At 58.8% G+C, this 24,281-nt stretch carries 18 protein-coding genes and 1 tRNA gene; 11 read left to right on the forward strand and 8 right to left on the reverse strand.

Features of this window, described 5'->3' with window-relative positions:
* Positions 1-433: 433 nt before the first annotated feature.
* From LEPTO7104_RS0102455 to LEPTO7104_RS0102465, 3 genes are all read right to left on the reverse strand, one after another.
* Positions 434-1,423 carry an IS110 family RNA-guided transposase gene (locus tag LEPTO7104_RS0102455; protein WP_040695782.1) on the reverse strand — a complete coding sequence of 330 codons (990 nt, stop codon included), beginning with the start codon at positions 1,421-1,423 and terminating at the stop codon, positions 434-436.
* Positions 1,424-1,665: 242 nt separating this feature from the next.
* Positions 1,666-2,763 (reverse strand): hybrid sensor histidine kinase/response regulator, encoded by a 1,098-nt coding sequence (locus LEPTO7104_RS0102460; RefSeq protein ID WP_017296959.1) that lies wholly within the window; start codon positions 2,761-2,763, stop codon positions 1,666-1,668.
* On the reverse strand, positions 2,756-5,458 hold the full coding sequence (locus LEPTO7104_RS0102465; RefSeq protein WP_017296960.1) for a CBS domain-containing protein: 2,703 nt from the start codon (positions 5,456-5,458) through the stop codon (positions 2,756-2,758). Before LEPTO7104_RS0102465 ends, LEPTO7104_RS0102460 begins: the two co-directional genes overlap by 8 nt.
* 753 nt (positions 5,459-6,211) lie before the next feature.
* Between LEPTO7104_RS0102465 and pflB the strand changes: the two genes are divergently transcribed.
* The 8 genes from pflB to LEPTO7104_RS0102505 all read left to right on the forward strand — a co-directional run bounded on the left by pflB (position 6,212) and on the right by LEPTO7104_RS0102505 (position 16,471).
* Complete coding sequence (gene pflB, locus LEPTO7104_RS0102470; RefSeq protein ID WP_017296961.1) at positions 6,212-8,515, forward strand: formate C-acetyltransferase; 2,304 nt, start codon at positions 6,212-6,214, stop codon at positions 8,513-8,515.
* Positions 8,516-8,689: 174 nt separating this feature from the next.
* Positions 8,690-9,436: a pyruvate formate-lyase-activating protein gene (gene pflA, locus LEPTO7104_RS0102475; RefSeq protein ID WP_017296962.1), complete on the forward strand. Its 747-nt coding sequence runs from the start codon at positions 8,690-8,692 to the stop codon at positions 9,434-9,436.
* A 32-nt stretch (positions 9,437-9,468) separates the two neighbouring features.
* Positions 9,469-9,873 carry an OsmC family protein gene (locus LEPTO7104_RS0102480; protein WP_017296963.1) on the forward strand — a complete coding sequence of 135 codons (405 nt, stop codon included), beginning with the start codon at positions 9,469-9,471 and terminating at the stop codon, positions 9,871-9,873.
* A 214-nt stretch (positions 9,874-10,087) separates the two neighbouring features.
* Entirely contained in the window at positions 10,088-12,718 is a 2,631-nt protein-coding gene (adhE, locus tag LEPTO7104_RS0102485; RefSeq protein WP_017296964.1) for a bifunctional acetaldehyde-CoA/alcohol dehydrogenase, read from the forward strand.
* 122 nt (positions 12,719-12,840) lie between these two features.
* Positions 12,841-13,065 carry a hypothetical protein gene (locus tag LEPTO7104_RS0102490; protein ID WP_017296965.1) on the forward strand — a complete coding sequence of 75 codons (225 nt, stop codon included), beginning with the start codon at positions 12,841-12,843 and terminating at the stop codon, positions 13,063-13,065.
* 4 nt (positions 13,066-13,069) lie between these two features.
* Entirely contained in the window at positions 13,070-13,282 is a 213-nt protein-coding gene (locus LEPTO7104_RS0102495) for a type II toxin-antitoxin system VapB family antitoxin (RefSeq protein ID WP_017296966.1), read from the forward strand.
* Positions 13,269-13,661 (forward strand): type II toxin-antitoxin system VapC family toxin, encoded by a 393-nt coding sequence (gene vapC / locus LEPTO7104_RS0102500; protein ID WP_017296967.1) that lies wholly within the window; start codon positions 13,269-13,271, stop codon positions 13,659-13,661. Before LEPTO7104_RS0102495 ends, vapC begins: the two co-directional genes overlap by 14 nt.
* A 110-nt stretch (positions 13,662-13,771) precedes the next feature.
* Complete coding sequence (locus LEPTO7104_RS0102505) at positions 13,772-16,471, forward strand: bifunctional acetate--CoA ligase family protein/GNAT family N-acetyltransferase (protein ID WP_017296968.1); 2,700 nt, start codon at positions 13,772-13,774, stop codon at positions 16,469-16,471.
* Positions 16,472-16,540: 69 nt separating this feature from the next.
* Here LEPTO7104_RS0102505 and LEPTO7104_RS32445 read toward each other — a convergent pair whose 3' ends face one another.
* The gene (locus LEPTO7104_RS32445; protein WP_155523491.1) at positions 16,541-16,762 is read right to left on the reverse strand and encodes a hypothetical protein; all 222 of its coding nucleotides are present in this window, start codon (positions 16,760-16,762) and stop codon (positions 16,541-16,543) included.
* 276 nt (positions 16,763-17,038) lie between these two features.
* Positions 17,039-17,344, reverse strand: coding sequence for a hypothetical protein (locus tag LEPTO7104_RS0102515; RefSeq protein ID WP_017296970.1), 306 nt, complete (start codon positions 17,342-17,344; stop codon positions 17,039-17,041).
* A gap of 508 nt (positions 17,345-17,852) precedes the next feature.
* Between LEPTO7104_RS0102515 and fusA the strand changes: the two genes are divergently transcribed.
* The gene (fusA, locus tag LEPTO7104_RS0102520) at positions 17,853-19,946 is read left to right on the forward strand and encodes an elongation factor G (protein WP_017296971.1); all 2,094 of its coding nucleotides are present in this window, start codon (positions 17,853-17,855) and stop codon (positions 19,944-19,946) included.
* 92 nt (positions 19,947-20,038) lie between these two features.
* Here the strand turns inward: fusA and LEPTO7104_RS0102525 are convergent, their stop codons facing one another.
* Together LEPTO7104_RS0102525 and LEPTO7104_RS0102530 are read right to left on the reverse strand one after the other, a co-directional pair.
* Positions 20,039-21,043, reverse strand: a complete 1,005-nt coding sequence (locus LEPTO7104_RS0102525) for a protochlorophyllide reductase (protein ID WP_017296972.1) — start codon at positions 21,041-21,043, stop codon at positions 20,039-20,041.
* A gap of 265 nt (positions 21,044-21,308) precedes the next feature.
* Positions 21,309-22,778: a phosphoglucomutase/phosphomannomutase family protein gene (locus tag LEPTO7104_RS0102530; RefSeq protein ID WP_017296973.1), complete on the reverse strand. Its 1,470-nt coding sequence runs from the start codon at positions 22,776-22,778 to the stop codon at positions 21,309-21,311.
* 362 nt (positions 22,779-23,140) lie between these two features.
* Between LEPTO7104_RS0102530 and LEPTO7104_RS0102535 the strand changes: the two genes are divergently transcribed.
* Together LEPTO7104_RS0102535 and LEPTO7104_RS0102540 are read left to right on the forward strand one after the other, a co-directional pair.
* Positions 23,141-23,214, forward strand: a tRNA-Pro gene (locus LEPTO7104_RS0102535).
* 125 nt (positions 23,215-23,339) lie between these two features.
* The gene (locus tag LEPTO7104_RS0102540; protein WP_017296974.1) at positions 23,340-23,663 is read left to right on the forward strand and encodes a hypothetical protein; all 324 of its coding nucleotides are present in this window, start codon (positions 23,340-23,342) and stop codon (positions 23,661-23,663) included.
* Between the two features lie 52 nt (positions 23,664-23,715).
* Here the strand turns inward: LEPTO7104_RS0102540 and LEPTO7104_RS0102545 are convergent, their stop codons facing one another.
* Positions 23,716-24,000, reverse strand: coding sequence for a hypothetical protein (locus LEPTO7104_RS0102545; protein ID WP_051158469.1), 285 nt, complete (start codon positions 23,998-24,000; stop codon positions 23,716-23,718).
* Positions 24,001-24,281: the final 281 nt, after the last annotated feature.

Raw genomic sequence — 24,281 nt, forward strand, 5'->3', positions numbered from 1 at the left:
GCCATTGCCCTCAGGGTAGTGATGTGGGCGGCGTGGGCCAGAGAATCGCAGCGAGCGAGGAGATGCGCATTCTTCAGGGTACCCACAGCGGCGGAGCGGCTGCTATAGCCGTAGCCAGTCTGGTGAGGACAGTTTCCCTAAGACCGTTTGGGCGATCGACTGTCTCTGGATGTCCTCACCTAAAGGACTGTGGCTATATATCCCTGGCGCGCCGTTGGTCACTCCATCGGTTCCCCGAGCTGGCCCAACCCAAAGGGCGATCGACCCGGATGGGGTGGTGATGCCTTAGAGGGCGTTTGAAACGTAATCTGCTGTAGCTTTAGCCATCTGCTGATCCCCCCTGCCCCCTTAAAAAGGGGGGTTAAACGTCCCCCTTTTTATAGACGCTTGCGGCTTCCCGCAGGGTAGGGGGATTTAGCGATTATCTTGATTGTCAACCACTTGTGGCTGGCGTGGCAGTCTGAGCGGGTTCTGTATCCTTAGGGTCTCGCCACGATTGACCTTGGGTGACCAGCGCATTGAGGATGCCTAACAGCTTATGGGCACAGGCAATCAAGGCGACCTTTTTGGGTTTCCCTGCGCTTAACAGACGTTGATAGAACGCGATGATGACGGGGTTGTGTTGAATGGCCACCAAGGCTGACATATACAACGTGGAGCGTACCAGGGCGCGACCGCCCACGATGTGGCGTTTGCCCCGAAGCTTGCCACTGTCAAAATTGAACGGGGCGACACCCACTAGGCTAGCCAACCGTTTCGTCGAGAGTTGGCCCAGCTCCGGCAGTAGCGCCAATAGGGTGGTGGCCACGACTCGCCCGACTCCAGGTACACTGGTCAACCACTCGTAGCGCTGCTGGCGGGTCTCATCGGCCTGACGGAGTTGGTCGATCTCCGCATCAAGGGCTTTGACCCGCTGCTTGAGCCAGTCAATGTGAGTATCAATATCGGCCTGGGCCGTGCGGTTGCGCGCACTGTGGCGACGACGCTGCTCACTGTTGAGCATCTCAATCACTTGAGAACGCCGATGGACCAAGTCAGAGAGCGCTTCCTGATGCTCTGAGGCCAACGGTTTCGGTAACGGCTGCAGCGCCTCGCCAAAATGCGCCAACATCGACGCATCAATGCGATCGGTCTTGGCCAATCGCCCAGACGCTTTGCTAAAGTCCCGCGCCCGCTTCGGATTGATCACCGCCACCGCGATTTCATGGCGCTGCAAGACCTGAACCACGCCCCGTTCCATCCCACCTGTGGATTCCACCACCACCAGCGCGACGGTGACAGCCTGTAGTTCATTCAACAGCCTCTGCCATCCCGACTCGTCATTAGCCACTTGCCAGTAGCGTCCCGAGGGTCGCAGCGCTACGTCCAGCTTGGCCTGACTCACATCAATACCCACCCATTGCCGTTCTTCACTCGTCCCCATCACGCACCTCCTGAGGAATAGAATGACCATTCATCACTCGACCTTGTTCGATGCGGGTTCATGACCCTGGCGATTTTTCGAGCTGTTGACAAATGGCAGAACGGCGACCTGGACTAAATCTCGGTTTCTAGAACCGGGGGGAGATCGGTCTACCGTCCTGCTGCTTAAAATACAAGGGGGATCTCCACTTTTGCTACAAAAATAGGACTTTTCAAACATCCTCTTAACCCCGGCCAAAGCCCCTAGCCGAGGGAACTGTCTGGCAGGGCCACCCGCACAATGGTCTGCTGCCCAGGAATGCTCTCAATCAGCACCTCGCCCCGGTGTAGCTCCACCAGGCGTTTAGCGATGGTCAGGCCCAGGCCTGTGCCAGCGGTATCCGAATCGGGTTCAAACTGAAGATAGGCTCCTACGTGGGCGAGCTGGTCGGGGGTCATACCCTGGCCGTAGTCAATAATGTAGAACGTCACCTTGCCGTCGCCATAGGACCCAAAGACTTTGATCGGGGTACCCACCTCAGAAAACTTAAAGGCGTTGTCCAGTAGCTCTTCGCAGACTTTTCTGAGCTGAGTTTCAGACAGGGGCACCGCCAGCGGCTCCAGGGCAATTTCTAGATCGTCGTCGCGGAGGTAGTCGGCGGCGAGGGTCTGGGCAATTTCGGCGATAATTTCGTCGGCCCGCTCGGTGCGCTGCTGCTGGAGGGTTTCGGCGGAGATCTGAGCGGGGCTGAGCCGCTCTAGCTTGGCAAACAGCATAACGTTTTGGGTCAGGCGGGCGGTGCGCTGGGCATTGCGGTGAATGGCCTTGGCAAAGTTGGCCACCTGCTCAGGCTCCAGGGTGTCGGCCTTGTCGATCAGGGTGGTAGCCAGCTTCAGCACCTCGCGCATGGGGCCGCCCAACTCGCGGGATAGGGCACCGCTGATGCTGCTGCGCAGGGCGCTGAGCTGCTGCTGATTTTTCGCCTGGACCGCCCCCTGGGCCTCCAGACGGGTGTGAATCATGCGCAGCAGGTCAGCGTGGGTGAAGGGTTTAGTGAGGTAGTCGTCGGCGCCCAGATCCATGCCGCTGCGCAGGTCAGCCCGCTCGGCTTTGGCGCTGAGGAAGACAAAGGGCAGGGTGGCGAAATGGGGGTCCTGGCGGATCTGTTCGAGCACGCCATAGCCGTCGAGCACGGGCATCATCACGTCGCAAATGACCAGGTCGGGTTTGAACTCGTGAATTTGGCTCAGGCCCTCCTGGCCGTTGGTGGCGCTGTCGACGATAAAGTTTTCGGCGTTGAGAATATCTACGATGCTGTCGCGTACCCCAGCTTCGTCTTCAATTACCAGGATTTTAGCCATGATTGTCACTCCACAGTGCAAGGGGTAATACAACGGTGAACGTAGTGCCTACGCCCACATCACTCATGCAGGAAATATGCCCCTGGTGGGCTTCGGCGGCCCGCTTGGCAATTACCAGACCCAGCCCGGTGCCAGAGATATTCCCCACGTTGTTGGCCCGGTGAAAAGCCCCAAACAGCTGGGCCTGGTCGGCGAGGGGAATGCCAATACCGCGATCGCTGATCTGAAATATGCTCTGCTCGGCCTCGCAGGTCAGTTTAAAGGAAACCGGAGTGTGGTTGGGGGAATATTTCACCGCGTTGGAGAGCAGGTTGAGCAGGATGTGGCGCAGCAGCTTTTCGTCGGCGAGAACCTGAAAGTGACTGCCCACGGCAGTAAACTCAATTGGGCTGGCGGCGTTGATCTGGGAAAACTGAATTTCGTCTACCAGGTCGGTGCAGAGCTGTTTTAGATCGAGGGGGGCCAGGGTGCAGTCGAGTTTGTTCGCCTCGGCTTTGCCCACGGTGAGCACGTCGTTGAGCAGACCAATAATGTGGTGCACCGAGGTTTGAATGCGCTTGAGCACCGTCTGCTGCTTTTCGGGGGTGAACTTGTGGCTGTAGCGCTCCAGGGTTTCGGCGGAGGCCAAAATGGTGGTCAGGGGCGTGCGAAACTCGTGGGAGGCCATGGCGATAAAGCGAGTTTTGAGGTCGCTGAGTTCTTTCTCGCGGGTCAGGGCTTTGCGAATATCGACCTCGATTTGCTTGCGCTCGGTGATGTCGCGGGTAATGCCCCGATAGCCCTGAAACTCGCCCTCGGGGGTAAAAATGGGCGAGCCGCTGAGCTCTAAAATTACGGCCTCACCGCTGGCGCGCAGGCAGGTCGCCTCGATCTGGGTGAAGGGATGGCGCTGCCGCACCAGGTGGGTCAAAATCGTGCTAAAGCGCACTGCCTCATCGGCGGCCATAAAGTCGGTAAAGCGGCTTTCTAAAATAGCTTCGGGGGGATAGCCGATAATCTCGGTGGCCCTGGGGTTGATGTAGCTAAATTTAAACTGGCCGTCAAGTTCCCACACCCAGTCGTTGGTTTGCTCGACCAGGCTGCGAAACTTGGTTTCGCTCTCCCGCAGCTGCTCGGTCACCTGGCGCCAGGAGGCGGTGCGGGCTTCCACCCGCTGCTCTAGCTCGTCGTTGAGCTGCTTGAGGTGAACTTCGTACTGTTTGCGGGCCGCCAGGTCGGCCTGCATCTGCTCGTAAAAGTTGCACTGGCGAATGGCGATCGCCACCGATCGCACCAGTTGCTCAACCAGACGAATTTCCCAGTCGCACCAGCGGCGGGGCTGACTGCACTGGTTGATGATCAGCAGCCCCCACAGGGTGTGGTCGCAGACGATGGGCACCACCAGGTTTGCCTTGATTTGCAAGTGGCTCAGCATCTCGACATGGCAAGGGCTGAGGCCGGCCCGCTGAATATCTTCCACCGCCTGAATGCGCCCGTAGCGGTAGGCCTCGGCCCAGTGCTTGGCAAAGTAGCTGTCTTCGATGGCGTGCCCCAGCAGCGAGGTCCAGGGGGACTGTACCGCCTCGACCACAACGGTTCCCCGCGCCGCCGTCTCAAACTGATAGATCAGGGTGCGATCGACCTGGAGCAGCTGCCGCACCTCCGACACGGTGGTAGAAAGAATCTCCTGCATATCCAGCGATTCGTGGATGCGCTGGGTGAGGGTGGCGAGGATGCGATCGCACTTGGCCTGTTCTTCGAGCTGTTCAGTGCGGCCCTGCACCAGGCGCTCTAGCTCAGAGCTATGGCTCTTCCAGAGTTCTAGCTGCTCATGGTCAGACTGCTTAAACGACTGCCACAGGTGGCTAAAGGTGGTCTGTAGCTCCCGCAGGTCGAGGCTGTTGAGCAGGTCAAACTGGGCAATTGTCCCCAGGGGCTGGCGCTGGGAATCGACCACCAGCAGGCAGGGCAGCCGCCGCTGGCGCATTTCCTGGTAGGCCAACCAGAGCGAGTCCGTGGGGCGGAGGCAAAATTGAGCATCTCGCATAATCGCCCGCACCGGCAGCTGGGCCAAATCGAGCTGGCGTGCCTGAAAGCGCAGCACATCCTGCCGCAGCACCTGGCCCAGAAGCACCTCGGTGCCATCTCCGGCGGGGTCGATGACTGCGACACAGCTGACTGAGTATTCAGCCAGCAGCTGGGCCGCCGCCAGGGCCGAATCGGTGGGGCTAATGGTAACTACCTGGGCGGCCATGCGCGATCGCACCGGCTGCAATTTCAGCATGTGGGGAGGCGCCAGCGCCTGCTGAATTGAGCCAGCGGTTATCAGCCGCACCGGGCGCTGGGTTGCATCGACCAAGGGAACGTGGTGAATCTGGCGCTGCCGCATTAAATCTAGAACATCGAGCGGGTTGAGGCTGGGCTCAGCGGGCAGCACCGTGAGAGTTCTGGTCATGTGCCGATCGATCGGGGTGTCGAGGGCAACCCCGCTGGCCAGCAGGCGAACCAGGTCGCGCTCGGTCAGCAAACCGACCAGCTGCTCGTCCTGCACGACCACAACACAGCTGTGACCACTGGTCGAATCGTCTCCCAGACGGCTCAGCACCTGGAGCAGCGTAGCCGTTGGCGGCACCGAGATCGGTGCCGCAGCCAGCGACCAGAGCGGCGTAGGCGGCTGGCCGGGGGGAAATCCGACAGGTTGCAAGTTTGTCATCATTGCGATCGCCCAATAGAAAGAGAAATACCCATATCCTGCTGTGATAATGGCCTGCAACCAGTGCCAAAGAGGGATAGGGTTCTCCTACTCTCCGGTTTGAGGCCGCCTGGTTGAATGTGTCCCGTGGAGATAAGTTTTCCCCCGGCAACGCCTGATCTACTCAGCGAGCAGAATTTAGCTGACCTAAGGTCAATCAAACCCCAAGGCTGTGGAGCCACGCTCTGGCTGTCGTGACGCCCATGGCTCCAAACGGCAAAATTCGCGCGGCAGCCTGGAGAGCTGCGTCCGGCTATTGTTGCAAAATGATTAAATTATGAGTTTTGGTCGTCTCAAATTAAGGTTTTTCGTTCAGAAAGATGGGCGATCTTAATTTTTTTCTTAAAATCGTTTTTACTGCTCTAAATTCCAACTAAGATCAGAACATAAATCAAGAGATAAGAAAAACCTGCAAACACATTGCAAACACATATGTAGCCGCAGTTTTCTAGATATCTCTCGGGCCATAAGATCGAGCACAAAAACAACTAAATAATTGCTAAAGTAAGCTCGAATCAGCTAGATCGCTCCAATCAGCCAAAGGCTTTTCACCAGTGCTTTTGAGCCTAATACATAGATGAGATCAGGTATCTATTTTAGACGGTCTGCGCAATCGTCCCTTTAGACTGAGCATCGCTGGCCAAAAAAACAGAATTTTCCTTGGCTAGCCTTTGCATCACTCTCAATTTGGTTACGGCTGACTCCACACCGGGAGGAATGGAAATGATTGTCGAAGGTTTATCTTTGCTACAGCAGAATGGCCCTGCCGATGGCGCTAAATTGGACTGCGGCAGCTCAGGCCTCAGCAGTAGTTTTGCGCCAGGCGCTTGGCAGCTTGACATTGACGTGCGCGACTTTATTCAGCGCAACTACACGCCTTACTCTGGCGATGGCCAGTTTCTGGCCCCAATTACCGCCCGCACCGCCGCTCTGTGGGCGCGGGTAAAAGACCTGATGGCCCTGGAGCGGGAAAAAGGCGTGCTGGATGCCGACACCGCCTTGCCCTCGGGCATTACCAGCCACGCCCCCGGCTATATCGATCGCGATCTAGAGCAAATTGTCGGCTTGCAGACTGACCTGCCCCTGAAACGGGCGATTATGCCCTTCGGCGGCATTCGCGTGGTCGAGGCCAGCCTCAACGCCTACGGCTATGAACTTGCCCCCGCCACTAGGGATACCTTCACCCGCTACCGCAAAACCCACAACGATGGCGTGTTCGATGCCTACACCGCCGAAATGCGCCGCTGCCGCAAGTCGGGCATTATCACAGGCCTGCCCGATGCCTACGGACGGGGCCGCATCATCGGCGACTATCGGCGGGTGGCGCTGTATGGGTGCGATCGCCTAATTGCCGACAAAGCCGCCCAAAAGACCAGCCTGGAACTCGACAGCCTGGATGAAGCCACCATTCGTCTGCGCGAAGAGATCTCTGAGCAAATTAAAGCCCTCAACGAGCTGAAGGAGCTGGGCACCGCCTACGGCTGCGACTTGGCCCGCCCCGCCATCACCGCTAAAGAAGCAGTGCAGTGGCTCTATTTTGGCTACCTGGCGGCGGTCAAAGAGCAAAATGGGGCAGCCATGTCTCTGGGGCGGGTGTCCACTTTCCTCGACATTTACTTCGAGCGCGACCTGCAAGCCGGGCGGCTCACTGAAGCCGAGGCCCAGGAAATCGTCGACCACTTTGTGATGAAGCTGCGGATGGTGCGGTTTTTGCGCACCCCCGACTACAACGCCCTGTTTAGCGGCGACCCCACCTGGGTGACCGAGTGCATTGGCGGCATGGGCCTCGACGGTAGGCCCCTGGTGACTAAAACCAGCTTCCGCCTGCTGCACACCCTGACCAACCTTGGCCCCGCGCCCGAACCCAACCTGACGGTGCTGTGGTCAGAGCGGCTGCCCGAGGCCTTTAAGCGCTACTGCGCCCAGGTTTCCATTCAAACCAGCTCGATTCAGTACGAAAACGACGACCTGATGCGGTCCTACTGGGGCGACGACTACGGCATTGCCTGCTGCGTTTCCGCCATGCGCATCGGCAAGCAGATGCAGTTCTTTGGGGCGCGGGTGAACATGGCCAAGTGCCTGCTCTACGCCATCAACGGCGGCAAAGACGAGCACTCTGGGGTGCAGGTAGCTCCGGCCTACGCCCCGATTATCGGCGATTTGCTCGACTACACCGAGGTGTGGCCCCGCCTGCGGCAGATGATGGCCTGGCTGGCCAAAACCTACGCCAACACCATGAACGTCATCCACTACATGCACGACAAGTACTGCTACGAGCGGTTGGAAATGGCTCTGCACGATCGCGACGTGCTGCGCACGATGGCCTACGGCATGGCGGGCCTGTCGGTGGTGACCGACAGCCTGTCTGCGATCAAGCACGCTCGGGTCCGGGTAGTGCGCGATGAGCAAGGTCTGGCGGTCGACTACATCGTCGATGGCGACTTTCCCAAGTACGGCAACAACGACGACCGGGTAGACAGCCTTGCGGTCGAACTTGTCCAGACCTTTATGGCCGAGCTGCGCAAGCACAAAACCTACCGCGACGCGGTGCCCACCCAGTCGATCCTCACCATTACCTCCAACGTGGTCTACGGCAAGAAGACCGGCAACACCCCCGACGGTCGCCGCGACGGTGAGCCCTTTGCCCCTGGAGCCAACCCCATGCACGGGCGCGACAGCAACGGCGCGATCGCATCCCTGGCCTCGGTGGCCAAGCTGCCTTACGCTGACGCTCAGGACGGCATTTCGAACACGTTTTCGATTGTGCCGGGGGCGCTGGGCAGAACAGAGGGCGATCGCATCAGCAACCTGGCCGCCCTGCTCGACGGCTACGTGCGCGACGGCGGCTTCCACCTCAATGTAAATGTGTTTAACCGCGAGACCCTGCTCGATGCGATGGATCACCCCGAGCTGTACCCACAGCTCACCATCCGGGTCTCGGGCTACGCGGTGAACTTCATCAAACTCACCCGAGAACAGCAGCTAGACGTCATCAACCGCACCTTCCACGAACGCTGCTAACCCCAAAAGCCCCTCTCAGCCCACCGCCGAGAGGGGCTTTCCATCAATCCCCTCCTGGGAGGGGTAGGGGTGGGTCAACCCAGTCACCGAGACCCACTCCGCCCTCCGGGCACCCCTCCCAGGAGGGGAGGCAGCGACATTCTCACCCCACCACCCTCCCACCCATCCACCCCCATGCCCTTCCCCGTTCCCACCCGCACCCAAACGGGCCGCATCCACTCCATCGAAACCTGCGGCACCGTCGATGGTCCCGGCATTCGCTTTGTGGTCTTTACCCAGGGCTGCCCCCTGCGCTGCCTCTACTGCCACAACCCCGACTGCCAAGAAATCCACGGCGGCACAGTGATGACGGTGGACGAGATCATGGCTCAAATTGAGCACACCAAAAACTATCTGCGCAACGGCGGTGTCACCGTCAGCGGTGGCGAACCGCTGATGCAGCCCGAATTTGTGGCCGAAATCTTTCGTCGCTGCCGCGAAATAGGGTTGCACACGGCCTTAGATACCTCTGGCTATGTCCACATTGAAGCAGCAGAACCGGTATTAGAAAATACCGATTTAGTTTTATTAGATATCAAATCTTACAATTCCGATCTGTTTCACAAAGTTACCAGCGTTTCTATCGAACCCACGCTAAATTTTGCTCGTTATTTAGCCAAAATTAACAAACCCACCTGGATACGATTTGTATTGGTTCCTGGCCTCACCGATCCTGAAGAAAACGTGGTGGGTTTAGCCAAATTTGTGGGCACCCTAGATAATGTTGAAAGAGTAGAAGTTTTGCCCTTTCACAAAATGGGAGAATATAAATGGAAACAATTGGGAATGCCCTATATCTTGGGCGAGACTCAGCCCCCTACACCAGACCTGGTTGAGCATGTCATCCAAATCTTTCAAAACTACGGATTAACTGCTGTTTAAGCTTTAATCCATGCTCTCTTTAGGAGGCTTCTATGGACGTTCAAGTTACTTATCAAGACGGTGTAAAATTTCAGGCCAGCTGTCGAGGTCACCAAATCTTCAGCGATCAGCCCTTAGACAACCATGGACAAGATGAAGGCATGACTCCGCCGGAATGGTTTTTGTCATCTCTGGGGGCTTGCGTTGGGTTCTACGCAGTGAAGTACCTGGAAATCCGCCATCTCGATGCTAAGGGCTTAGCCATCTCCGTCACCGCCGATAAGGCCGAAAGCCCTGTCCGCATCGACAACATTCGCATTCAGATCACCACTCCTACTGCTTTAGAAACTCGTCATCAGAAGGGGCTAGAGCGGGCAGCGGATGCCTGCATTATTCACAACACCCTCACCCATCCGCCAATGATGACGACGGAGATTCTGTCGGTTGCGATCGCGTAATAAATTGCGGCATGAAAGATTTTTTCTGCAAAACTTCTCTCGGAGATCCCCCCTGCCCCCCTTAATAAGGGGGGTGAAGAGGAGAACTGCTACACCAAGGATGTGGGGGGATCGGTCCCAGGCGTAGATGATTTTTCTCCGTTAAAAACGCTAATTATTTAGTGAGTCTTTTTCTTCCTTTATCTCCATCTCCAGCCCATCCCAGGAGGACGCTATGTCCGTAACCAATCTGACCGAACTCGAAGCCCTGATTCAACAGGTCAAAACTGCCCAGGCGCAGTACGCTAGCTTTACCCAAGAACAGGTCGATCATATCTTTCGTGCCGCTGCCCTGGCGGCCAATGCCGAGCGCATTCCCCTGGCCAAAATGGCGGTGGCAGAAACGGGCATGGGCGTAGTCGAAGACAAGGTGATCAAAAACCACTTTGCCTCAGAATATATCTACAACAAATACAAGCACGAAAAGACCTGCGGCACCCTCGAAAAAGACGAGGGCTTTGGCATCGAAAAAATTGCTGAACCCGTAGGGATTCTCGCTGGCGTTGTGCCCACTACCAACCCCACTTCCACCGCTCTCTTCAAGGCGCTAATTGCCCTCAAAACCCGCAACGCCATCATCTTTTCTCCCCACCCTCGGGCCAAGCAGTGCAGTATCGCCGCCGCCAAGATCGTGCGCGACGCCGCTGAGGCGGCCGGTGCCCCCGCCGGGCTAATCGGCTGGATCGACGAACCCACGGTGGCCCTCTCCCAGTCGCTGATGCAGCACCCCGACATCAAGTTAATTCTGGCTACGGGCGGCCCCGGCATGGTAAAGGCGGCCTACTCCTCGGGTAACCCCTCCTTGGGAGTGGGGGCGGGCAACACCCCAGCCGTGATCGACGCCAGCGCCGACCTGCCCATGGCGGTCAGCTCCATTTTGATCAGCAAAACCTTTGACAACGGCATGATCTGCGCCTCAGAGCAGTCCGTTGTGGTGGTAGATGCCATCTACGAACAGGCCAAGGCTGAATTTTTGGCTCGGGGAGCCTACGTGCTCAGCCTGGAGGAAACCGAGTCGGTGCGGCAAATCATTCTCAAAGACGGGCGCTTGAATGCCGACATTGTCGGCCAGTCCGTAGAGACCATTGCCGCCCTGGCAGGCTTTACGGTACCCGAAGGGAGCAAGGTGCTGATGGGCGAGGTGGAATCCGTGGGCACCGAGGAGCCGTTTTCCTACGAAAAGCTGTGCCCCATTTTGGGCTTTTACCGCGCTAAGGACTTCTACGCCGCTGTAGACATAGCCTCTCAGTTAGTGCAGTTTGGCGGCAAGGGCCACACCTCGGTGCTCTACACCGACCCCGCCAACCGCGACGACATTGCCACCTTTGAAAACGCCCTGCAAACCTCGCGGGTGCTGATCAACACGCCTTCGTCCCAGGGGGCGATCGGTGACCTGTACAACTTCAAGCTCGACCCCTCGCTGACCCTGGGCTGCGGCACCTGGGGCGGCAACTCGGTATCTGAGAACGTTGGCCCCCACCACCTGCTGAACATCAAGACCGTCACCCAGCGGCGGGAAAACATGCTGTGGTTCCGGGTGCCGCCGAAGATTTACTTTAAGTCGGGCTGTCTGCCGGTGGCCCTGCGAGAGCTGGCAGGTAAGCAGCGGGCCTTTTTAATCACCGACAAGCCCCTGTTTGATCTGGGCATGCTGCACCCGATTACCCAGGTGCTCGACGAGGTTGGCGTGCAGTGGGACGTGTTCCACGATGTGGAGCCTGACCCGACGTTGAGCAACGTCAACCAGGGCTTGGAGCAGCTGCGCAAGTTTGAGCCCGACGTGCTGATCGCCGTGGGCGGCGGTTCGCCCATGGATGCCGCCAAGGTGATGTGGCTGATGTACGAGCAGCCCCAGATCGAGTTTGAGGGGCTGGCGATGCGGTTTATGGACATTCGCAAGCGGGTGTATGAGCTGCCTGCCCTGGGCCAAAAGGCGCAGCTAATCTGCGTTCCCACTACCTCGGGCACAGGCTCGGAGGTGACCCCCTTTGCAGTGGTGACCGACGATCGCGTCGGCATCAAGTACCCGCTGGCGGACTACGCCCTGACGCCGAACGTGGCGATTGTGGACCCGGCCCTAACGCTGCACATGCCCCGCAGCCTGACCGCCTTTGGCGGCATCGACGCCCTCACCCACGCACTGGAGTCCTACGTGTCGATTATGGCCAGCGACTTTACCGACGGGCTGGCACTGCAGGCGATCAAGCTGCTGATGGAGTACCTGCCTCGGGCCTACAAAAACGGTGCGGCAGACCCCGAAGCGCGGGAAAAAGTTCACTACGCGGCGACGATCGCAGGCATGGCCTTCGCCAACGCCTTTTTGGGGGTATGCCACTCGCTGGCCCACAAGCTAGGGTCTACCTTCCACGTCCCCCACGGCCTGGCCAATGCCCTGATGATCAGCCACGTGATTCGCTACAACGCTACCGATGCGCCCTTCAAGCAGGCGATCTTTCCGCAGTACCGCTTCCCCAACGCCAAGCACCGCTACGCAGCGATTGCAAACCATTTGGGGTTGGGGGGCATTACCGACGACGAGAAAGTGCTGTTGCTGATCGATGCGATCGAAGATCTTAAACAACAGGTGGAAATTCCGCTGACCATTCGCGAAACCCTGAATGCCTCGGAGCAGGATTTTTACGACCACCTGGAGCTGATGTCGGAGCAGGCCTTCGACGACCAGTGCACCGGGGCCAACCCCCGCTACCCGCTAATCCGCGATATGAAGGAGCTGTATACCCTGGCCTACGGCGGCTGCCGGGTGGATGCCAGCCTATACCATCAGCCGGATCTAGCGGCAGTGTAGCCCACTCAAAGAGAAGCCGCTGCGCGTCTACACCCCCCACCCCCTCTCTCTGGGGAGAGGGGAGCCGCTAAAAGCGTAGATAATAGTCACAGCATGGCTTGAAGAGCCGGAGGGAGATAGCGATGACTGAGTTGCTAGAGCGGGCGATCGCACGAGTAAAAACCCTACCTGCTGAGGAGCAGGATGCGATCGCAGCCATAATTTTGGCAGAACTCGAAGATGAGCAGGTATGGAAAGCCCAATTCGAGTCCACAACAGATGATCAGTGGGATCGCATAGCTAAGATGGCCCGGCAGGAAATTGCTGCTGGTGAACTCAAGCCACTGAATGATGTTTTCAACAGGTAACCCAATGCAAATCACCCTCGATCTTGACGATGATTTGATCAACGAAGCTCTGAGGTTAACCAATCTGACTACCCAAGAAGAGTTGCTGAACCTGGCTTTGCAAGAGCTGGTCAAGGCGCGGCAAAAGAAAAATCTGCTTGAACTGGCGGGAAAAATTCAGTTTTCGCCAGATTTTGACCACAAAGCTCTGCGTGAAATGGGTCATGCTGCTGATTGACACATCGGTTTGGGTGAATGTTTTTCGCGATCGCAGCGGTCAGCTTCGCCACCAACTTGAAGAACTGATTGCAGAGCGCAGGATTTTACTTACTCGATTCACTCAGCTTGAGCTACTTCAGGGCAGCCTTAACGAGCAAGAATGGACAGTCCTTTCAACTTATCTGGAAACGCAGGATTATCTAGAGCTAAAGTCTTCTTCTTGGCAAAAAGCCGCCCGCATTTATTATGATCTGCGGCGTCAGGGACTTACTGTTCGCAGCCCAATTGACTGCTGCATTGCCCAGGCAGCCTTAGACAACAACTTGCTTTTGATTCACTGCGATCGCGATTTTGAAACCATTGCGCAAGTTCGTTCCCTTCAGCACCTGCGCTTTTAGCCTTAATGGACAGACTATATTTCCCATGCTTTTCGTAAGTAGGATCCCAAAAATCCAAAATCGCAAATCCAAAATTAGTAGACCGTGCCTGCTCCTACGAGGACTTAACTATGCTGAGCTGCCCCGATCCGGTGACTGACCTCTGGAAAACCGGGAGTCATCCCCTCGACCCAATCTTTGCGCCCCGGTCAGTGGCGGTGGTTGGCGCGACCGAGCGCCCCGGCAGCGTCGGTCGCACAGTGCTATGGAACCTGATCAGCCATCCCTTTGGCGGCACGGTCTACCCGATCAACCCCAAGCGGCGCAACGTGCTGGGCATCCAGGCGTTCGATCGCCTTGCCTCCCTGCCCGAAGCGCCCGATCTCGCCATCATCGCCATTCCCGCCCTGGGGGTGCCCGAGGTGGTGCAGGAGTGCGTCGATGCGGGAGTGAAGGGGGCGATCATACTGTCGGCGGGGTTCAAGGAGATTGGGGCGGAGGGTATTGAGCTGGAGCGGCAGATAAAGGCGATCGCCCACGGACGCCTGCGCCTGATTGGCCCCAACTGTTTGGGCATTCAGAACCCGCTAACGGGGCTAAACGCCACCTTTGCCAGCCAGGTGGCGCGGCGCGGCAACGTGGGCTTTATCAGCCAGAGCGGGGCGCTGTGCACCTCAATTTTGGACTGGAGCCTGCGGGAGAATGTGGGTTTCAGCGCCTTTATCTCCCTCGGTTCAATGCTGGATGTGGGCTGGGGCGACCTGATCGACTACCTGGGCGACGACCCCCACACCCACAGCATTGTGATCTACATGGAGTCGATTGGCGACGCGCGGGCGTTTCTGTCGGCGGCGCGGGAGGTGGCCCTGAGCAAGCCCATTATTGTGATTAAAGCGGGACGCACCCAGGCGGCGGCCCAGGCGGCGGCCTCCCACACCGGGTCATTGACCGGCAGTGACGCGGTGTTGGATGCGGCTTTTCGCCGCTGCGGCGTGCTGCGGGTTGACCACATCGAAGAACTGTTTGACACCGCCGAGGTGCTGGCCAAACAGCCGCGCCCACGGGGTTCTCGCCTGAGCATTATTACCAATGCGGGCGGTCCTGGGGTACTGGCGACGGACGCTTTGATTCGCGCTGGGGGAACTCTAGCGGAGCTTTCTGCCGCCAGTGTAGAGGCTCTGAACGGGGCGCTGCCCGCCCACTGGAGCCACAGCAACCCGATCGATATTTTGGGTGACGCCGAACCGGCCCGGTTTGCCCAGGCTCTGGCGACTACCCTGGCCGACCCTGACAGCGACGGCTGCCTGGTGGTACTCACCCCCCAGGCCATGACCGACCCCACCCAAACTGCCCAGGCGGTGGTGGAGACCTGGCGCAGCAGCGGCTCAACCCGGCCTATTTTGGCCAGCTGGATGGGCGGTGCTGAGGTCGATGCAGGGGAAGCAATTCTCAACCAGGCAGGCATACCCACCTATCGCTACCCCGACCAGGCGGCGCGGCTATTTGGCCTGCTGTGGCAGCACAGCTACGCCCTCAAGGGGCTCTACGAAACTCCGGCGCTGACGCTGAACCACGGCATCGATCGCGCCGCCGTAACAGCCATTTTGCGAACGGCCCAGGCTGAGAATCGCAGCTTGCTCACCGAGACCGACTCGAAGGCGGTGCTGGCGGCCTACGGCATTCCGGTGGTGGCGACCCAGATTGCGGCGACGGTGGAGGATGCGATTGCTGCCGCCGACAGTCTAGGCTACCCCGTGGTGCTCAAGCTCTACAGCCACACCCTCACCCACAAAACCGACGTGGGAGGCGTACAGCTCAACCTCGACAGCAGCCACGCCGTCACCCGCGCCTTCGATCGCATCCGCACCAGCGTCACCGAGAAGGCTGGGGCTGAACACTTCCAGGGCGTGACCGTACAGCCGATGATTCGCGTCGATGGCTACGAGCTGATTCTGGGCAGCAGCCAGGACCCGCAGTTTGGCCCGGTGCTGGTGTTTGGCAGCGGCGGTCAGCTAGTTGAGGTGTTTCAGGATAGCGCCATCGGCCTGCCCCCCCTCAACAGCACCCTGGCCCGCCGCCTGATGGAAAACACCCTGATTTACAAAGCCCTCCAGGGGGTGCGCGGGCGCGAGGCGGTCGATTTAGAGGCATTAGAACAGCTCTTGGTGCGCTTTAGCCAGCTGGTGGCCGAGCAGCCCGAAATTGAGGCGATCGACATCAACCCGCTGCTGGCTTCCCCCCATGGTCTGCTGGCGCTGGATGCCCGGATAATCTTAAAGTCTCCCCTCTCCCCGCCCGCCCGCCTGGCCATTCGCCCCTACCCCACCCAGTACATCTGGCCTTGGAAAGAAGGCATTACCATCCGCCCCATTCGCCCCGAAGACGAGCCGCTGATCATCGATTTTCACCACGGCGTGTCTGACCACAGCGCCTATCTGCGCTATTTCCACGCCATGAAATACAGCACCCGCGTCGCCCACGATCGCCTCACCCGCATTTGCTTCAACGACTACGATCGCGAAATCGCCCTGGTGGCCGAAGCCACCGATCCAGAACCCAAGATTTTGGCAGTGGCTCGCCTCACCCAAAAGCACGGCCTGCCCGAGGCCGAGTTTGCCCTGCTGGTGGCCGACCCCCACCAGCGGCGAGGCATTGGTCGCGAACTGCTCAGCCGCCTGGTGGATGTGGCCCGTGCCGAGGGGCTAGAGCGCATTACCGGCGAAATTTTGGCCGAAAACGATGGTATGCAGCATCTCTGCAGGCGGGTGGGGTTTCAGCTCAGGCCCACCGCCGAACCCGGCGTGATAGCGGCCATGCTACCCCTAGTTTGACTCCTGAGACAGGGGCGTTCAATGCACCTCCAGTGCAGTGCTAGAAAATAAGGCCGCCAAACCATAGGGCTAGTGCAGCTCCTCTTCACTGCGCTCTAGCAGGGTGTCTTCGGCATGGTCTTGGTGGTGGCGTTGATTGGCCATGGCCTGGCGCGCTTTTTCATCGACTGATGGGGCGGACGGTCGGTGCAGCGCGGCATCAGCGCGGCTGAGCAGGGTGTCGTGGGTGTGGTCAGCCTGCTGCCGCTGCTGGGCGAGGCGATCGCGAACCTGGTCGTCTGACTTATCCATAACGGTTTTCTCCTTGGGGAGCATGCGGCCCCCGCTCCTAGGTCAATTTTCCAGGTTATCTACCGGCAAGCGATCGCCCCCGACACGATTGTTTAGCCTTCTCAATCGCCCGCAACCTGCCCTGAGAGTATTCCTATTAAAAACTAATGCAGCGTTCACCCCGGCTGTTTTGGCTTGCCAGCAGCGTATCTGCGCCCAGGACATGCTTTGTGCTGGCATCCCTATCGCGGTAGGCCCGGCCCGGCCAAAAGCCAGCTCAGCTCTGCGGCTAAGCGCTTAAGGCACCGACGCGGTAGCCACGGCGATCTCAGACCCTACGGGGCGAATGACCAGCGTGTTGAACAGGCTGATGTCGGTGCCTTCGGGCACCGATAGGTCAAAGGCACCGCTAGTCTGAGGCAGCGCCCCCAGGGCGATCGGTCGCTTGGCCATGTTGCCGTTGATGGTCAAAAAGGCCTCCAGCGGCTCGCCCTCGGCAGCCGTAGCGAAATCTTTTAGCGACAGGGTAATACTGCTGCCTACAATGGCAGCCCCCACGTAGCCACTGGCGGTGTAGCCCTCTGTACCGGCAACGCTGCCCATAACGAGTCCTCCCTTGGGTCTAAAACGACACGGCCACCATTGTAAAGAGAATTTGCCTGAATTCTGGTCGCGCTGGCTTTGCCTCGCCCCCGGCAGTACGGATCCCCGCACAGACGGGTTGCGGCCAAACCCCCGCGATCGCCCCTGCGCGCCCCCAGACAGCTAAACACCCCTGGAGTCTTTAGCCCGCAAAGCAGGCGATCGCTGTGGGCAAACCATGGGTTTTTGGCACCCATTCAGGCCCTAATGGCGGCTATCCTGGGTAAAGAACCCAGTAATGACTCTTCCCCCCTTTCACGGATGTGTCAGGGGGTTTTACAATAGTTCATAAATAGGTGTTGTTGCCTCGGCTCCAGCTCAGACTCCCCGTCATGGTCTCGTGCCAGTCATGGTGTCGTGATAGAGTTTTCTGTTGTCAAGGCTACTAAATCGACAACCCAGACCCCGTCTGAGTAACCCATGAAGATGGTCACCAGCGGCCCATCGCCCAGAATCCGGAGAAGCAGTTATGGCTAAAGACATCACCCGTTATCGCAATATTGGTATCTTCGCCCACGTAGACGCAGGCAAGACCACCACCACCGAGCGCATCCTCGCCCTCACCGGCCGCATCCACAAAATTGGTGAGGTTCACGATGGTGCCGCCACCACCGACTTCATGGCGCAAGAGCAAGAACGGGGGATCACGATTCAGTCGGCGGCCACCACCTGCTTCTGGAAAGAGCACCAGCTCAACATCATCGACACTCCCGGCCACGTTGACTTCACCATTGAGGTCTATCGCTCCCTCAAGGTGCTCGACGGCGGTATTGGCGTATTTTGCGGCTCCGGCGGTGTAGAACCCCAGTCGGAGACCAACTGGCGCTACGCCAACGACTCCAAAGTTTCCCGCGTGATCTACGTCAACAAGCTCGATCGCATCGGGGCCGACTACTACCGCGTCATCAAACAGGTGGAAACCGTGCTGGCGGCCAAGCCCCTGGTCATGGTGCTGCCCATCGGCACCGAAAACGACTTCGTGGGCGTAGTCGACCTGCTCACCCGCAAAGCCTGGGTGTGGGATGAGTCGGGCAAGCCCGAAAACTACGAGATTCAAGAGCCTCCCGCCGACATGAAGGACCAGATCGAAGAGTACCGCGAGGCGCTGATTGAGCTGGCCGTCGAGCAGGACGACGACATTCTCAACAAGTACCTGGAGGGCGAAGAGATCACCCTCGACGAGATCAAGACCTGCATTCGCAAGGGCACCCGCGATCTGGCCTTCTTCCCCACCTACTGCGGCTCCTCCTTTAAAAATAAAGGGGTACAGCTAGTGCTAGATGCGGTGGTAGACTACCTGCCGAACCCTCTGGAAGTGCCGCCCCAGCCCGAAATCGACCTGGAGGGCAACCCCACCGGCAAGCTGGCCTACGCCGATGCCGACAAACCCCTGCGGGCGCTGGCCTTTAAGATCATGGACGATCGCTTCGGGGCGCTCACCTTCACCCGCTTGTATTCAGGTCAGGTGAAGAAGGGCGACACCATTCTCGACACCTTCACCGGCAAGACCGAGCGGGTCAGCCGCCTGGTCGAAATGCACGCCAACGACCGCGAAGAGGTGGAGTCGGCCCAGGCGGGCGACATCGTGGCCCTGATCGGCATGAAGAACGTGCAGACCGGCCACACCCTCTGCGACCCCAAAGACCCCGCCACCCTGGAGCCGATGGTCTTCCCCGACCCGGTGATCTCCATTGCGGTGTATCCCAAGAAAAAGGGCGACAACGAGAAAATGGGGATGGCAATCAGCAAGATGGTGTCTGAAGATCCCTCCTTCCAGGTGGAGACCGACGAAGAGAGCGGCGAAGTCATCCTCAAGGGCATGGGCGAACTGCACCTCGACATCAAGGTGGACATTCTCAAGCGCACCCACGGCGTTGAAGTCGAAGTGGGCAAGCCCCAGGTGGCCTACCGCGAGTCGATCACCAAGCGCCTGGTCGATAGCTACACCCACAAGAAGCAGTCCGGCGGTTCGGGTCAGTACGGCAAGATCGACTATGTGATCGAGCCGGGCGAAACCGGCACCGGCTTCCAGTTTGAGTCGGCGGTAACCGGCGGTAACGTACCCCGCGAATTTTGGCCTGCGGTGCAGAAAGGGTTTGAGACCAGCGTAGACAAAGGGCCACTGGCGGGCTACCCGGTGGTTGACCTCAAGGTCACCCTCACCGACGGCGCCTACCACGCGGTGGACTCGTCGGCGATCGCCTTCGAAATTGCCGCCCGCGCCGCCTACCGTCAGTCGCTGCCCAAGGCTGGTCCCCAGCTGCTGGAGCCGATCATGAAAGTTGACGTGTTCACCCCCGACGACTACATGGGCGACGTAATCGGCGACCTCAACCGCCGCCGCGGCATGATCAAGTCCCAGGATCCCGGTGCTACCGGGGTGCGGGTGAAGGCTGACGTGCCCCTGAGCGAAATGTTTGGCTACATTGGCGACCTGCGCACCATGACCTCCGGTCGAGGCCAGTTCTCCATGGAGTTCTCCCACTACGCCCCCTGCCCCAGCAATGTGGCCGAGGAAGTGATCAAAGAGGCCAAGGAGCGCCAGGCCGCCGCTGCCAAGTAGGCCACTAGCTAACTGCTTCGGATAAAAAATAGAGCGCCTCGGTCAGGTCTGGCCGAGGCGTTTTGTGTAAATAGATGCGGGGCGAGAAACCGTTAAACCGAGCCAGCGGCAGCGGGCACGCTCCGCGCGGTCTCGTCATCTAGCCCTACCAGTTTGGCGCTGAGATCCCACAGCTTGCGGGCCTTGGCGTCGTCCTGGGCCTCATTCGAGACCTCCTGAGCAAAGGAGCGGCGACCGGGCTTTTGGCGGTTGCCCCAGCTCCAGTACATGCCCGACTCTTTGAGTTCGGGGTCGGTGACGGTGTCGGCCACCCGCTCCCCGGCCAGCTTTTGGGTCACATAGCCGCCGGTAATGTTCTTTTGGAACCAGGGAAAGATGGTCTGAAACGCCTTAAAGTGGTTGCGGAACAGGGGCGTATCGGCCACGCAGCCTGGATACAGCGAGCTAAAGGTAATGCCGGTTTCGCTGTGGTAGCGGCGGTGCAGCTCGCGCATGGTGAGCACGTTGCAGAGCTTGCTGTCTTTGTAGGCCTTGCCTGACTTAAACTTTTTGCCGTTGATCATCGAGATTGGCGCTTTGAACCCGGCTTCGAAGCCTTCCAGGTTGCCCAGGTCGGGCGGTGCGGGAATGGGAATTTTGCCGCCCAGCTCCTTGGGGTTGGCGGTGACGGTGCCGAGGATGATCAGGCGCTTGTCGGCGGCAGGGGAAGCCTTGAGGTCATCCAGCAGCTGGTTGGCCAGCAGGAAGTGGCCCAGGTGGTTGGTGGCCACGCTGATCTCATAGCCGTCTTCGCTGTACATCGGCTCTTTGAGCAGGGGATAGTAGACGGCGGCGTTGCCCACAAACGCCTCCAGGCTGCGCCCGGTAGCCCGAAAGTCGCTGACAAACTGGCGCACGCTGGCCAGGGAAGCGAGATCGAGACGAATAATGCTGTAGCTGCCGCTCGCCATGCCGATGTCTTGAGCGGCCTGCTTGGTTTTGTCGAGATTGCGGCAGGCCATTACCACGTGCCAGCCGCGATCGGCCAGGGCTTTGGCGGCGTTTAGCCCCACCCCAGAGGAAGCCCCGGTAACAATGACTGTTTTCTGCTGTTCCATAGCTATCTTCTAAGACTGAAAAATCGTTTCTAGACCTTCCAGTGTTAAGGATTGCATGAACAGTGATGCAGTATCTTAATGTTTTTTGAGGTGGTGTTACATGAGCTTAGTAGAGAGCGGGGGCGTGGGAGCGTGGGGCGTGGGGGCGTGGGGGCGTGGGGGCGTGGGGGCGTGGGGGCGTAAGGGCGTGGGGGCGTAAGGGCGTGGGGCGTAGGGGGTTGACCCATTACTCCATCACCCCATTACCTCATCACCCCATCACCCCCTAAGCCTGGGTAAACGAGCTGGCCCAATCCTTAGCCCAATGCAGGTGCTTGTGTACCTCATCGAGGGTTTTGGCCTCGCTGTAGAGGCGCAGCACGGGTTCGGTGCCGCTAAAGCGAATCAGCAGCCAGCTGCCGTCGGCCAGGGTGAGCTTGTAGCCGTCGATATCGAGAATCCCTGTCACCGCTTTACCGGCAACTTCCTGGGGCGGGGCGGTGGCGAGAGCGTTCAGCAGCTTGGCCTGAACTTCCATGCTGGACAAGGGCAGGTCAATGCGATCGTATTCGGAGAAGTAGCCGGTTTTCTCCTGCAGGCTGCGGTAGTAGTCGCTGAGATCCATCCCAGAGGCCACTACGGCTTCTAATACGTAGAGGGCCGACATCAGGGCGTCGCGCTCGGGAATGTGGTGGCCGTAGCCAATGCCGCCCGACTCTTCGCCGCCCAGCAGCACCTTGGTATCCTGCATGCGATCGGCGATGTACTTGTAGCCCACGGCGGTTTCGTACAGCTCCAGGCCGTTTAGCTTGGCCACCGCCGGAATCAGGTTGGAGCCGCTGATGGTTTTGACAATCTCGCCGCTGTAGCCCCGGCGCGACTTCAGGTGGTCGATCAGAATGGGGATGAGAATCTGGGAGCTGAGGAAGGTGCCCTGGCCATCGACGGCGGCAATGCGATCGCTATCGCCATCGAACACCAGGCCCACTTTGACGCTGCCCTGGGAGGGGTACTCTTTGACGGTCTCCAGCATTTCGCCCAGGTACTTGGGGAGGGGCTCGGGCGGGTTGCCGCCAAACAGCGGGTCAGCCTCGCTGTGCAGCTCATGAATGCTGCCCTCGCCCAGTAGGCGGGGCAGACCACCGCTGGCCGAGCCGTACATGACGTCGGCAAACACGGTGAGCTTACCGCTAGAGATCGCCTTTTGAATGGCGACCACATCGACCTCGGCCTGGAGCGCTTCGCAGTAGTCGGGCCAGGGGTCAAAGGTTTCAATGCCGCCGCGCTCGCCAAGGGGGGCGGGCGGGTTGGGCAACAGCGCCTCCACCTGCTTGGTCACCTCGGGGGAAACCGAGCCGCCAAAGGCTCCTTTAATCTTCAGCCCCGAGTAGGTGGGAGGGTTGTGGCTGGCGGTAATCACAATCGCCCCCAGCAGCCCCCGATGCTTGGCGGCGTAGCTAAAGGCCGGAGTCGGTGCGTAGTCCTGGGAGAGCAGTACGTCAAACCCCTGATCCGCGATCGCCTCGGCAGCGGTGCGGGCAAACTCGGCCCCCAAAAAGCGGCGATCAAAGCCCACCGCCACGGTGCGACTGCTGGTTTCGGCCCCGAAGCAGCGGTGCAGCACATGGGCCGATATCGCCGCCACCTGAGCCACCCGCTCAAAGGTGAAGTCGGCGGCAATGATGCCGCGCCAGCCATCGGTGCCAAACTTGATGGGCTTTGGGGTAGCTGGAATAGGGCCAGAGGGTGCTGCCATAGCAGATTCCAAATATCAGAGCAGGAGAGCAGATTTTCTCTGAGTTTACCCGCTTACTTCGGCGGTGACACGGCTCGGGCAGCGGCACTACCGACAATTTACCCAACCGCCTCGTTTTGCCGGAAAGTGTTGAAAGATGGGTGAATTGTCCTGACGCGATCGCGGCCTGAGCGCAAATGCTAGATGCGTTAGGGCGCAGCGTGGCCGCTTTAGGGAAGCGAGGGCTAGTTGGGGCGCGTGGCGCGGCGGATATTGGGGCTGGGTTGTTGGATGTTGCAGGCTTTAAATGCTGTGAATCGCTGTTGCCAACCTAAATTTTGCCAACGGTGGGGGTCTGCTGTGCTACCCTAGTCAAGTAAAAACGGGATGTAGCGCAGCTTGGTAGCGCACTTCGTTCGGGACGAAGGGGCCGTGGGTTCGAATCCCGCCATCCCGATTCTTCTGTTGTTGTCGAGTAACGGTTTAGTTGTCGTCGCTAACACTTTAGTGTCGTCTTAACTAAATCAGGGGCGATCCCTTGGTCTTGCTACCATACAGCTAAACCTTGCTCACGCCTTTGCCATGCCTCCCCTTGATATCCGACAACGGGCGATCGCCCTCCTCGACCAGATTCCGCAAAACAAGCTGGCTGCCGTAGTGCAACTACTGGAGGTACTGGCCGAGCCTGCCCCCCAAGCCCTAGCTAATCCAGACGAAGCTCCACTGTTAGCCGTCATCCAATGGCAGCTAACCGCCCCAGAGCAAAGCCGCCTCAATGATCTGCGCGATCGCTGCGAGTGGTGCGAACTAACCGACACCGAGCACCAAGAGCTGCTGCACTACGAAGACCGCCTAGAGCAACACCGAGTTGAGCGCCTTGAAGCCCTCATAGCGCTGGCCAAATAAAGTTTGTTGCCAGCCCCCTAGATTTGAGAAACCTGAGGGGGCTGGCTTACGGCTAATCTATTTGTCTGTCGCGCCTCAGCAGACTAAATACCTCGCCTTGCTCTGGGGTAATCAAAATCCCAGAGATTGGTATTGTCACCAACCGGCTCCACTCCCGCTGCTCGGCATAGGTCAACACATGCAGCAGGTTAATCGTTGCCCGCACCCCCTCCGGTGAGGCAATCACCAGATGGCGCAATCGCTCGCGCCCCGGCTGGGCTTCTGGATTGGCAAGCAGCAGCGGACTGGTCGCTTCGCCCCGACGGGCCGACGACACCAAATATGGCAAACACAACATAATCGGGTTCCTTTCCGATGAAACGACGGGGAAGAAACCCAAAAATTTAGCCGCCCTGACGTTGTGCAGTTCGGGGCGGCCTGGGCAATAATAGCCCTAGCCTCCGAGACAGCCGGTTCTGTCGAAGGGGTTAGCCGCTGGTTGGTGTTGGTAGCACCTTCCAGTGGCGTTTGACTAAATTTTTGGGACGTTCAGACTGCACACACACAGCCTTAGCTCAGTAATTTAGTCCAATCGCGCACCGGGCGCAAGTAAGAATTGTTACCGTTGCTCAAAACCCT

This window comes from Nodosilinea nodulosa PCC 7104, assembly GCF_000309385.1.
In the GTDB taxonomy this organism is placed as follows: domain Bacteria; phylum Cyanobacteriota; class Cyanobacteriia; order Phormidesmidales; family Phormidesmidaceae; genus Nodosilinea; species Nodosilinea nodulosa.

Coding starts and splice junctions, on each gene's coding strand:
- LEPTO7104_RS0102455 (WP_040695782.1), bottom strand. CDS start 1,423: ATGGGGACGAGTGAAGAACGGCAATGGGTGGGTATTGATGTGAGTCAG.
- LEPTO7104_RS0102460 (WP_017296959.1), bottom strand. CDS start 2,763: ATGGCTAAAATCCTGGTAATTGAAGACGAAGCTGGGGTACGCGACAGC.
- LEPTO7104_RS0102465 (WP_017296960.1), bottom strand. CDS start 5,458: ATGATGACAAACTTGCAACCTGTCGGATTTCCCCCCGGCCAGCCGCCT.
- pflB (WP_017296961.1), top strand. CDS start 6,212: ATGGAAATGATTGTCGAAGGTTTATCTTTGCTACAGCAGAATGGCCCT.
- pflA (WP_017296962.1), top strand. CDS start 8,690: ATGCCCTTCCCCGTTCCCACCCGCACCCAAACGGGCCGCATCCACTCC.
- LEPTO7104_RS0102480 (WP_017296963.1), top strand. CDS start 9,469: ATGGACGTTCAAGTTACTTATCAAGACGGTGTAAAATTTCAGGCCAGC.
- adhE (WP_017296964.1), top strand. CDS start 10,088: ATGTCCGTAACCAATCTGACCGAACTCGAAGCCCTGATTCAACAGGTC.
- LEPTO7104_RS0102490 (WP_017296965.1), top strand. CDS start 12,841: ATGACTGAGTTGCTAGAGCGGGCGATCGCACGAGTAAAAACCCTACCT.
- LEPTO7104_RS0102495 (WP_017296966.1), top strand. CDS start 13,070: ATGCAAATCACCCTCGATCTTGACGATGATTTGATCAACGAAGCTCTG.
- vapC (WP_017296967.1), top strand. CDS start 13,269: ATGCTGCTGATTGACACATCGGTTTGGGTGAATGTTTTTCGCGATCGC.
- LEPTO7104_RS0102505 (WP_017296968.1), top strand. CDS start 13,772: ATGCTGAGCTGCCCCGATCCGGTGACTGACCTCTGGAAAACCGGGAGT.
- LEPTO7104_RS32445 (WP_155523491.1), bottom strand. CDS start 16,762: ATGGATAAGTCAGACGACCAGGTTCGCGATCGCCTCGCCCAGCAGCGG.
- LEPTO7104_RS0102515 (WP_017296970.1), bottom strand. CDS start 17,344: ATGGGCAGCGTTGCCGGTACAGAGGGCTACACCGCCAGTGGCTACGTG.
- fusA (WP_017296971.1), top strand. CDS start 17,853: ATGGCTAAAGACATCACCCGTTATCGCAATATTGGTATCTTCGCCCAC.
- LEPTO7104_RS0102525 (WP_017296972.1), bottom strand. CDS start 21,043: ATGGAACAGCAGAAAACAGTCATTGTTACCGGGGCTTCCTCTGGGGTG.
- LEPTO7104_RS0102530 (WP_017296973.1), bottom strand. CDS start 22,778: ATGGCAGCACCCTCTGGCCCTATTCCAGCTACCCCAAAGCCCATCAAG.
- LEPTO7104_RS0102540 (WP_017296974.1), top strand. CDS start 23,340: ATGCCTCCCCTTGATATCCGACAACGGGCGATCGCCCTCCTCGACCAG.
- LEPTO7104_RS0102545 (WP_051158469.1), bottom strand. CDS start 24,000: ATGTTGTGTTTGCCATATTTGGTGTCGTCGGCCCGTCGGGGCGAAGCG.